The organism is Fodinibius sp., from assembly GCF_041642155.1.
GTDB lineage: Bacteria > Bacteroidota > Rhodothermia > Balneolales > Balneolaceae > Fodinibius.
The window spans coordinates 1-11,293 of the sequence record NZ_JBEPWZ010000079.1; the positions used below are offsets into that span (position 1 = coordinate 1).

Genomic DNA, 11,293 nt, shown 5'->3' on the forward strand with positions numbered 1-11,293 from the left:
TCCGGTGGTGGCGGCTTATCCGAAAGGGAGTTTGAACATAGAGTCGAGCTATAGCAGAATACCGGACTATACCGATCAGATGAAGGAGATGGGCGTGGAAATCGTCGATTCCATTGATGCGTTGCTGGACAGGGTGGATGTGGTGTTGTTGGAAACCAATGACGGGAACCGGCACCTCGAGCAGGCTCTGCCCGTCTTTGAAGCGGGCAAGCCGGTATTCATCGATAAACCCGTGGCCGGATCGCTTTCCGATGCCATCGCCATCTATGACGCCGCGGAGCGATATGATGTGCCGACCTTTTCTTCCTCTTCCCTCCGGTATATGAAGAACGCCTATGCGATCCGAAACGGGGAAGCGATTGGCAGTGTAGTGGGAGCCGATACGTATAGTCCCGCCAGCCTGGAAGAGACCCATCCGGACCTGTTCTGGTACGGCATTCATGGGGTGGAGATTCTTTTTACGGTGATGAAGACCGGATGCGAACGCGTAGTTCGCGTTCACAGTGATGATACCGATGTGGTGGTCGGGACCTGGGAAGACGGGCGTATCGGGACATTCCGTGGACGAAGGTCCGGGAAGCACAGTTACGGCGGCAGAGCATTCGGGGAGGAGGGTGAAGTTGAAATCGGTCCCTATGAAGGCTACCGTCCGCTACTGGTGGAGATCGTAGAGTTCTTTCGGACGGGTCAGCCCCCGATAAGTCGCGAAGAGACTCTGGAAATATATGCGTTTATGGAAGCCGCCGACGAAAGTAAACGCAGAGGGGGAGAATCGGTTACCTTAGACGATGTGATAGCCAAAGCGAGAGAGAATGCATAAGATGATATGAGTTGGATTTGAAAAATTCTTTGCATGGCTATAGCAGACGACTAACGGGTTAGCGGGACTCAAATGTACCAATGGCGTTATGAGCAATAGTAATGAAATAAGAATCGCTGCAACGCAATCGAATTTTGAGCGGGAAAAACTTAAAATCCCGTTTGGTTTCAAGGGCGGTTATCTTTCTGAATTGTGGCAGACGGTCGTTAGATTAACTTCGGAAAACGGGCACAGTAAAGTGGGACTGGGGACCCAGAGCGTACTCTACGGGGATATGGATCTGTTTGCCTCCTGGTCTGAAGCCGGCGGTAATGCCTTGATGTATGCGCTGACTGAACGGGCGCTGCAGTTAAGCAGGTCCGTTTCTTTTGAAACCCCGGTAGGGCTGATCGATACCTTGCTTCCCGAACTCAGAAAAGAAGCCCGCCGCATAACGGGAAAAGAAGATGTCAACGAAAATTTCATATTGAATGCCCTGATCGGTCTGGACAACGCCGCATGGCTGCTGTATGCGGAAGAACACAACCGGTCCACATTCGGGACTATGATTCCGGAACCTTTTAAACCGGCCCTATCGTATCACAATGACCGCATAGGGATCATGTTTCAGGTTTCCTATGATATGCCGCTGGGGGACATTGAAAAAGCGGTGGACCGTGGTTACTTTATTATAAAAATTAAAACGGGTCAGCCGGGCAGCCAGGAAGAGATGCTACGCAAGGACATGAATCGCCTGTCTGAAATTCATAAGGCACTCAAGGATAAATCAACCTCCCAGACGCCCGATGGTAAAATCCTGTATACGATGGATGCCAATGGAAGGTATCAGAAAAAAAAGACACTGGAGCGGCTGATTGAACATGCAGCGGATATAGGGGCACTGGAGCATATTTTATTTGTGGAGGAACCCCTCAGCGAAGATAACAGGGAGGACGTATCGGAGGTAGGTGTCCCGATCGCGGCCGACGATAGCGTTCATAATGTGGAGGACGCCAGAGAGCGGATTGAGCAGGGCTACCGGGTCCTGGTCTTAAAAGGGATAGCCAAGACCCTGAGTATCTCTCTTAAGATTGCGAAGTTGGCCTATGAACAGGGAATACCCTGCGTATGCTCGGATCTGACCGTGAATCCAATTTTGGTTGACTGGCATAAATTGCTCGCCGCTCATTTACATCCCTTTCCGGGATTGAATATGGGTGTTATGGAAACAAACGGCGACATGAATTACCGGAACTGGAAGGCCATGCAGGATTACCATCCGTCGGGACATGCGCCGTGGACCAAGGTCAGGGATGGTACTTTTGTGCTTAACAAAGACTTCTACAGGGAGAGCGGCGGTATTTTTAAATCATCCAAACACTACGAGCAGTTGGTATCTCCCAAATAGATAGTAATACAACACCTTTTTTATAGACTAAAAATAATTACAGGCTGAAAATTATAAACCGAACAAGTGGTTGTTATTTCAATTTCAACTTCAATGATGGGGGAGATGAAGGACTCCGACAGTGGAGGCCTATGAAATCATATTACTGTTTTCTTACCATTCTGACGCTGACCCTGTTATACGGCTGCCGGGAAAGAGATGAAGTTTCTGCATGGGATACGAAGGCTGAAACCTATTTCACCCTGGACTCAACAGTGGTCGGGGTTAGTACCATCGCATCGGGACTGGAGGTGCCCTGGGAGATTACCTGGGGACCGGACGGCTGGATATGGATGACCGAGCAGAAGGGGGTCGTCAGTAAACTCAATCCCCGGACCGGGGAGAAGGTTGAAATGTTGAAGCTGCAGGATGTGTACCTGAGAACTACGCCGGGTTTGCTGGGCATGGACATCCATCCCGACCAGGAAAATTATCCGTATATCTTTCTGCTGTATAATTCAAGGGAAGAAGAAGGGGAAGACCGAATTGCCCTGAATCTCGTCCGCTATACCGTCGGTGCGGACACGCTGAGCGAAGCCGAAACGCTCCTCGATATTCCGGGCGGAAGAGGTCATAACGGCTCCAGGCTGACGATCTCTCCCGGGAGCAAAGTAGTGGTTGCAACCGGAGAGGCCGGTAATGCCGAGGATGCCCAAAATCTCCGTTCCCTGGGCGGAAAGATTCTCCGGCTCAATGTGGATGGCAGTATCCCCGAAGATAACCCGTTAGCCGACAGTCCAGTGTGGGCGTGGGGATTTCGAAATCAGCAGGGATTGACATACGGCGAGCGGGGACTATTGTATGCCTCTGAACATGGGGTGGCTACGGATGATGAAATAAATTTGATCCAAAAAGGCGGAAATTATGGCTGGCCCGATGTCGAAGGGTTTTGTGATACGGGGGACGAACAGGCATATTGCGCCGATTCAACTATTGTGGAACCGCTGAAAGCATGGACGCCCACTATTGCTCCGGCGGGCATTGATTACTACGGATCAGCGAGCATCCCGGAATGGCAGCATTCGTTGATCTTATCCACGTTGAAAGACGCTACGCTGCATGTTCTGCCGCTGTCTGAGGAAGGAAAGGCTATTGAGGGGAACCGTCTTTACCTGGAAAAAGTATTCGGCAGGTTGCGGGATGTAACTGTTTCGCCGGAAGGGGACGTGTATGTGGCCACCAGCAACCGGGACTGGAAAGAGCAGGAAAACTTCCCAATGCCCAAAGACGATCGCATTCTGAGGCTTTTCAGGATCTCTGATGACGAGAAGATAAAGGGGATTAAGTCTATCGGGGAAATGGTGTCGGATTCACTGGCCTCCTTTTCCGAAAATCTGTCCGAAGGAGCCCTGATATATCAGAAGTACTGTGCCTCCTGCCACATGCCGGCCGGCGGGGGCATCCCGGGGACCTTCCCGCCCCTGAAGGAATCGTCTGCCGTCACGGGCGACAAGGAGGCCTTGATCAGGACCGTCTTGACAGGCAATGTGGAATCCGCCGGGGACGGCAACCCGGAATACACCGAGTCGATGCCCGCTTTCGACTTTTTAGATGATGCGGAAATCGCCCGTATACTGACCTATATTCGAACGGAGCTGGGAAATGACGTATCCGAAATTACGCCCGGGGAAGTGAAAGAAGTGCGTAATCTTTAACGAATGTTAAATTTCATTTTATTTCTAATACTCCCGGAGTACTTATGTGTAGTAGTTAACAGGGTACCGAAGGATATCAGAAAGTGCTTGAATAAACCGGCAAGAGTAATATATTTAGGCTTGTATTCCGAATACTGCCGGGAGCGGCATGGGTTCGGGTTTGAAAATACCCGCATTGGTCCAGATCAATTGACTGCTTCCGGACAATCGAAAAATTGTGACAGTTAAAATGATATTGGCTTCCGGCAGAATCCGGCAAAAAAACGCAGGAATTTGGTAATAGATCAGTTACGTATATTATGACAAATGATAACGATAAGGATGTCGGCACCATTACCAAAAAATGGCTGGCTTATTTAGGTCCGGGTATCATTACCGCCGCACTGGTTTTCGGTCCGGGCAGTTTAACCATCACCTCTAAACTGGGAGCTATCTATGAATACGAGCTCCTGTGGGTCATCATAGTATCAACCATCCTGATGATGGCTTTTACAAGCATGGGCGCCCGGATCGGAATAGCTACCGACTATTCATTGCTGCAAAGTTTTAAGAAGAGGTGGGGGAAGTGGGCTTCATTATTTACAGGCGTCGGGATCTTCCTGGTGACGGTTTCTTTTCAGGCGGGTAATGCCGTGGCAGCAGGAGTGGCATTTGCGGAACCGCTCGGAACCTCTACCGTCCCCTGGATTTTGTTTGTCCTCATATGCGGTATCCTGCTGCTGTTTTTTAAGTCCTTTTACAAGGTATTGGAAAAAGTGATGATTCTCATGGTGGGTATTATGCTGGTATCCTTCCTGTTAACCCTGATCATTACCCAGCCGGATATGGTTCAGGTGGTGCAGGGGGCCGTACCCTCCATACCGGCGGGATCGCTGTTGCTGGTGGTGGCGCTGGTGGCATCCAGTTTTTCTATTGTGGGAGCCTTTTACCAGTCCTACCTGGTGCAGGAAAAGGGCTGGAAGAGCGGAGAAGTAAAAAAAGTAGTCAAGGAGAGCTTCTCGGGCATCTTTATTCTGGGTTGTATCTCGGCCATGATTCTGGTGGGAAGCGGCGCGATTCTGTATCCCCAGGGAATCGAGGTGAATTCCGCTTCAGATATGGGTTTGGCCCTACAGCCCCTCTTTGGAAACTGGGCGGTATCGCTTTTTATGCTGGGCCTGTTTGGGGCCTCGTTCTCCTCTCTTATTGGAAATGCCACCATCGGGGGTACGCTGCTTGCGGATGCCTTATCGCTGGGCAGTGATCTGAGCAGCAAGTCGGTCAGAGTTTGCATATCTTTAATTATGATTGCCGGAGCAACAATCGCCATCATATTTGGAGAACTCCCCCTTGAGCTCATTGTTTTTGCCCAGGGAATCACTATTTTTATAGTGCCTTTTATTGGTGCCGGTATTTTTATTCTGGCAAATGACAAGGATCTTATGGGAACTTTGGTAAATAAAAAATTCGACAATTTTTTGGGTATCATCGGATTACTCGTATTATTCGGATTAGCATTCGGAAACTTTAAAAATTTATTTTTATGAAATCTTTAGAAGAATTGGAAGATCGGTTATCTGAACCTTCAGAAGGGCTGATAGAAGATGTTAAGAATATTGAAGGTGATATAATGATACTGGGGGTCGGAGGTAAAATGGGACCCAGCATGGCGAAGCTTGCCACCCGTGCATTCAAGGCATGCGGAAGCGATCAGAAAGTCATTGGCGTTTCCCGTTTTTCGGACCCGGGACTGCGGGAAGAACTGGAAAATTACGGCATTGAAACTATTGCGACGGATCTGCTGAACGAAGAGGAACTGCAAGCCCTTCCCGAACCTGAAAATGTACTATACCTGGTGGGGAAGAAATTTGGAACCTCAGGGAATGAGCACCTCACGTGGGCGATGAATGCCTACCTGCCCGGACGCGTGGCGGAAAAATTCAAAAATTCAAAAATAGTGGCCTTTTCCTCGGGCAATATTTACCCTTTTGTCCCCTACGGTTCCGGGGGAGCAACAGAACAGACGGACCCGGGTCCCGTCGGGGAATATGCTCAGTCCTGCCTGGGAAGGGAACGGGTTTTCGAACATTTTTCTCATCGTTATGACATCCCGATGCTCTTCTTCCGCCTGAATTATGCGGTGGAAATGCGGTATGGAAATCTCCTGGAGATAGCCAAGGCTGTCTACGAAGGAGAGCCTATTGACCTTAGAAACGGCCATATGAATGTTATTTGGCAGGGAGACGCCAATGAAATCGCTCTGCGGTCGCTTTTGCATTGTAAAACACCTCCCAAACTGCTCAATGTCACCGGTCCGGAAACCATATCGGTCCGGTCGGTCGCCCACCAGTTTGGCAGAATATTCGAACAGGAACCGGAGTTTGTGAATGAAGAACAGCCGACTTCTCTGTTAAACAATGCTTCTCATTCCCATAAACTTTTTGGTTACCCCTCGGTTTCCCTGAACCAGATCATCGAATGGACGGCACAGTGGGTGCAACGGGACAAAAAAACGATTGATAAGCCCACCCATTTCCAGGTACGATCAGGTAAATTCTAAGATAAGACACAGGTAGACAGACAGATGTTGAAGAAAGAGATTAAAGAATTTTTGCAGGAGGGTACGGTCATTCCGGCTCACCCACTGGCCCTGAACGCTCATCGTGAATTGGATGAAGAACGGCAACGGTTGCTGACCCGCTACTATATCGCCAGTGGTGCCGGGGGCATAGCCGTGGGCGTGCATTCTACACAATTTGAAATTCGCGACAAGGGTATCGACCTGCTTGAGCCGGTACTTCGGCTTGGATCCGAGGAAGTGGAGAATGCTTCGTTAGATCGTCCCTTTGTGAAGGTTGCGGGTATTGTGGGCCCCACTGACCAGGCGATCGGGGAAGCGGAGCTGGCCTCATCGCTCGGGTACGACATGGGACTGCTGAGCATGGGCGGACTTTCGGAGTACTCCGAGCTGGAATTGATAAAGAGAGCGGAAGAAGTGGGGGAAAAGATCCCCCTGTTTGGATTTTACCTGCAGCCGGCGGTAGGGGGACAGCTGCTCAGTTATGATTTTTGGCGGGACTTTGCTGAAATACCAGCCGTCCACGCTATCAAAATGGCCCCGTTCAACCGGTACCAGACGCTGGACGTGGTACGGGCGGTATGTGCCTCCTCCAGGTATAAGGATATTGCGCTGTATACAGGCAACGATGACAATATCATACCCGACCTGTTAACCACCTACCGGTTTAAGGTTAACGGCGAATACCGGGAAAAATCGATTGTCGGGGGATTATTGGGACACTGGGCGGTGTGGACCCGGAAGGCGGTAGAGCTGCTGGATGAGATTAAAGAAAAAAGAAACAGCAAAGGGGCCGACCTGACAGAACTTCTGACCAGGGGCATTGAAGTGACGGATACCAACGCGGTTATTTTTGACGCCGAGCACGACTTTCACGGGTGCATCCCCGGGATCCACGAAATTCTCCGGCGGCAGGGACTGTTAGAAGGACGATGGTGCCTGAATGCCGATGAAACGCTTTCGGAGGGACAGATGGAAGAAATAGACCGGATATATGAGAGCTATCCCCATTTGAATGACGATGAGTTTGTGGAAGAGTTTCTGGCCGAGCGTCAGACCTAACGCAACAAAACATTGGTGGGCCAGAGGTAGAGATAGGGATAGGGCAGGTCAAAGTGTTCCGCGGTACTTTGCTTTATTACATAGTATTTTTCCAGGCATATATGTGTTCGCAGTGTAGCGGCATTAGCCAGCTCGTGTGGGGCAGCCTTCGGTTGCTCCACTTTTTTGTTGATAATTTGGATCATAGTATTCCTGTTCGGTCCACATAATATAGATCAGTATCCACCACAGTTTACAATGAGCGGCGGTGTAGGCTTTTATGCTTCTGTAAGTAAATACTCTCTTGAATTTTGACGTACAAAACATTTGCTAATGATTTATAAAACTCTTAATTAAACGAATCTAATGAGTAGGATCACCGATTAGTCAGCTTAACGAGCTTCATAAATAATGACCTGGGGTATGGAATCAGCTACAAACGATGAACGTACGGCCCGTGAAAATCGATGGGTCGAAGAGATTCGGGAAGGGAGCAAAGAAGGGTTTGAAGCACTATACCGGTTTTATTATCCTCGCTTATGTCAATTTGTTTTTCGTTATGTAAAGTCCAAAGCCGCAGCGGAAGATGTGGTTCATAACGTTTTTCACAAGGTGTGGAAAAACCGGAAGGGACTTAAGGCAAATGGGAAATTAAGGGCCTACTTGTATACCGCCGTTCGGAATGAATCCTATAAGCATTTAAATCAACGTAAACGGGATGCGTTTGCAGAGCTCGATGACCTGTCATTTTTGGAGAGCCGAGAAACCAGCCCTGAGGAAAAAATAAATGGCAAGGAGTTTAAGCAGGCGGTAAAGACTGCAATTAGCGAACTGCCGGAACGTCGCCGTGATGTTTTTCTGATGAGCCGGGAAGACAATCTGACCTACAGGGAAATTGCAGAAGTACTGGGAATTTCCATCAAAACCGTAGAAACACAGATCAGCCGCTCGTTAAAGCACCTCCGCAAAGAGCTGTCCCATTTTATATCATCGGAAGGCATTTCCATTTGAGCCCTGTCTGAGTCGCCTATAGAATTCAGTTGCATTATACAGCACTTGATTTTAGCCTCTCCCTGTAAAGTATGATTATTACGCATACCTGGCTTGTCTCGATCCTTCCTGTTCATTCGCGGAGAAAATATATTCGCTTTTTTTCTCCCGTCACACCTGGCGCCGTTTTAACATGTTTTAGGTCTGTCTGATACAATAACCCCTTGTACAGTATATGATGAAAGCATTCCAGCGGACGTTGGCTTCTGTCAGAGTTTTACTTAATCAAGGCATTCAGATCTTCCGGACGTTAAAAGTCTACTTGGAAACCAACCGTACAAGGCATTATAAATAACTATTCACCAAAAAAATAAAAAAGTTGTAGGGGTATACTCCATTTATCCGGTATTAACTGTTGAAGCACTTCAAAAGGAATGTTTTTTAGATGAATGAAGAAGATATCAGCTGGTTAAAAATTCTGCGATACGTTCGGGGGGAAAGTAATCCCGCTGAGCATGAGGAGGTCCAAAAATGGATGGCTTCCGATGCGGATCACGAAGAAATTATCTTATTTGTCGAAAAATTGCTGGAGACACCGGCCGAGTCAAAAGAGGACTGGGATGTGGATTCGGCCTGGTTACGGTATAATATCCGGCATGGAAGAGATTTTGAAAAGCATGATGAAGAGGAAGTGGAGGAGGGAGAACATATTGCTGGCTCGAATGAGGTTCAAAAGGAAGAATCAGAGGTATCCGCTAATAAAAAGCCTCACAGATTTAAATGGGGATTGGTAGCCGCCGCCGCGGCGATGATCAGTCTGATCCTGCTTTTTACGGTTCCCATGGAACGAGAAGAACCTGTTTCAGAAGGTCAGGTCCCCGCTCATAAGGAAATTGTATCCGAACATGGACAGCGTACCCATCTCCGCCTCAGTGACGGCACGAGAGTTATTCTGAATGCCGGAAGTAAGATTATTACGCCGGAGACGTTCTCCGACTCCCTTCGCAGCGTACAACTCGAGGGACAGGCTTTCTTTAATGTAGCGACAGACTCAGTCCGGCCTTTCCTGGTGGTTACTGAACACTCGGTGACGGAAGTTCTGGGTACACAATTTGATGTTCGCGCCTACTCCGGGGATGAACAAGTAGAGGTAACCGTAGCGGAGGGGAAGGTTGCGCTCCGAGCGAAACAGGATACCGCTAATCTTAACAGCAAAGAAATTACACAGAACCAGAAAGGTTCATTATTACCCGCTGGGATTGCCGAAGTAACGGAAGTAGAGAATCTTGCCGTTCACCTGGGATGGACCGAGGGGAAACTGGTCTTCTCCAATCAACAGTTTATAAGAGTTAAGAAAACGCTGGAGCGGTACTATAATATCACCATAGAGATAGAAAGTGATAATGGAGAACAACTGAGAGACCGGCAGTTTACCGGTTCATTTACGGATAGCCAACCTTTAGAGGAAGTATTGGAGGCTATCGCTTTGTCTCTCGATATGGAATACAGGAAAGCAGCGTCGAAACGATCCTACATCGTTTACAACAAATAATATAATCTAATTAAAGCCAAGATGTGTAATCTTATGCGAGATAATAAGCTGAAAAAAGGAAGATTCTTTTTGCTGGGCATGGTATGTATGTTTCTGCTCTATCAATCGGGATGGGCGCAGGAGGACAGCATACAAGCTAAAAATTTTGCCCCTCTTGAGTGGTATGCCTCCAATGGCAATACTACATGGTTATATAGCAAAACCATTTCGGTCTCCTATGATCAGGTACCGTTGGAAGAGGCACTGGTTGAATTAGCCAACCAGGCGGGGGTACGCTTGTCGTATAATCAGGGAAAGCTGCCTGAAAAGAGCATCAATTTTTCAAAAGACCGCGTAACCGTTATTAAAGCCTTTAAGCAACTATTTGAGGATACCGAACTGGAGGTATTGGCTTCCCCTTCCGGCCAAATTGTTATTAAAGAGAAAAATACCTCGGAGGTGCCGCCATCTGCTGTTATGGAGCCTGTTTCGGGACAGGTCATCGATGCGAACTCCGGAGAAACCCTGCCGGGGGTAAATCTAATGGTGAAGGGGACTACCCGCGGAACGGCTACCGATGCGGATGGTACTTTTTCCCTGGATGTTCCGTCTCTGCAGGATACACTGGTCGTTTCTTATATCGGTTATCAATCGAAAGAAGTGCCCATTGCAGGTCAAACAAACCTGGAGATAGCATTAACTCCTGAGGCCGTCCTTGGAGATGAGCTGGTAGTAGTGGGATATGGTACACAGGAAGAAGCTAATATCACCGGTTCCATAGATGAAATTTCCGGGGAAGATCTTGACGACAGGGCTCAGGCAAACGTAGGTGATCTTTTACAGGGTACCTCGCCCAATCTAAATTTTAGCATGGGGTATCGCGGGGGTGAACCGGGATCAACGCCTGACTGGAATATTCGAGGTATGGGATCAATTAGTGGAGATGATTCCCCCCTTATTCTGGTAGACGGGGTGGAAATGAACCCCAATAACATAAATCCCAATGATATTGAAAGCGTCTCTGTGTTGAAGGATGCCTCCGCTTCCGCTATTTATGGGTCACGGGGAGCTTTTGGAGTCATTCTGATGACAACCAAAAAAGGAAGTTCGAGCGGCGATCCCAGTATTCAGTATAGCAATAATTTATCGTTTGATTCTCCCATCGCATTACCTCATCAGGAAAGTTCATTAATTTGGGCAACGGCGTTTAATCAGGCTGCACGAAATGCGGGAGAAGCTGCTGTCTATTCGGATGAGCAGATGGACCGGATTA

10 protein-coding genes are annotated in these 11,293 nt (G+C 48.4%); 9 read left to right on the top strand and 1 reads right to left on the bottom strand.

Annotated features, from left to right (window positions below):
* The 6 genes from ACESLU_RS06675 to ACESLU_RS06700 form a co-directional block, all read left to right on the top strand.
* Positions 1 to 820, top strand: an 820-nt coding sequence (locus ACESLU_RS06675; protein WP_372636899.1) for a Gfo/Idh/MocA family protein, incomplete at its 5' end; no start/stop codon positions are given.
* A gap of 88 nt (positions 821 to 908) precedes the next feature.
* Positions 909 to 2,207: an enolase C-terminal domain-like protein gene (locus ACESLU_RS06680; RefSeq protein WP_372636901.1), complete on the top strand. Its 1,299-nt coding sequence runs from the start codon at positions 909 to 911 to the stop codon at positions 2,205 to 2,207.
* Positions 2,208 to 2,338: 131 nt separating this feature from the next.
* Entirely contained in the window at positions 2,339 to 3,901 is a 1,563-nt protein-coding gene (locus ACESLU_RS06685) for a PQQ-dependent sugar dehydrogenase (protein ID WP_372636904.1), read from the top strand.
* 299 nt (positions 3,902 to 4,200) lie between these two features.
* Entirely contained in the window at positions 4,201 to 5,427 is a 1,227-nt protein-coding gene (locus ACESLU_RS06690; protein ID WP_372636907.1) for an Nramp family divalent metal transporter, read from the top strand.
* Complete coding sequence (locus tag ACESLU_RS06695; protein ID WP_372636910.1) at positions 5,424 to 6,440, top strand: NAD-dependent epimerase/dehydratase family protein; 1,017 nt, start codon at positions 5,424 to 5,426, stop codon at positions 6,438 to 6,440. Before ACESLU_RS06690 ends, ACESLU_RS06695 begins: the two co-directional genes overlap by 4 nt.
* 24 nt (positions 6,441 to 6,464) lie before the next feature.
* A complete protein-coding gene (locus tag ACESLU_RS06700; protein WP_372636914.1) occupies positions 6,465 to 7,520 on the top strand; it encodes a dihydrodipicolinate synthase family protein in 1,056 nt (351 codons plus the stop codon).
* Here the strand turns inward: ACESLU_RS06700 and ACESLU_RS06705 are convergent.
* Positions 7,517 to 7,705, bottom strand: a complete 189-nt coding sequence (locus ACESLU_RS06705; protein WP_372636916.1) for a hypothetical protein — start codon at positions 7,703 to 7,705, stop codon at positions 7,517 to 7,519. The two genes, ACESLU_RS06700 and ACESLU_RS06705, sit on opposite strands and share 4 nt — an antisense overlap.
* A 217-nt stretch (positions 7,706 to 7,922) precedes the next feature.
* On the opposite strand from ACESLU_RS06705, the gene ACESLU_RS06710 reads away from it, so the two are divergent.
* The 3 genes from ACESLU_RS06710 to ACESLU_RS06720 all read left to right on the top strand — a co-directional run.
* Positions 7,923 to 8,510, top strand: a complete 588-nt coding sequence (locus ACESLU_RS06710) for an RNA polymerase sigma factor (RefSeq protein WP_372636919.1) — start codon at positions 7,923 to 7,925, stop codon at positions 8,508 to 8,510.
* A 424-nt stretch (positions 8,511 to 8,934) separates the two neighbouring features.
* Entirely contained in the window at positions 8,935 to 10,041 is a 1,107-nt protein-coding gene (locus tag ACESLU_RS06715) for a FecR family protein (protein ID WP_372636922.1), read from the top strand.
* Positions 10,042 to 10,074: 33 nt separating this feature from the next.
* Positions 10,075 to 11,293, top strand: a 1,219-nt coding sequence (locus ACESLU_RS06720; RefSeq protein WP_372636925.1) for a carboxypeptidase-like regulatory domain-containing protein, incomplete at its 3' end; no start/stop codon positions are given.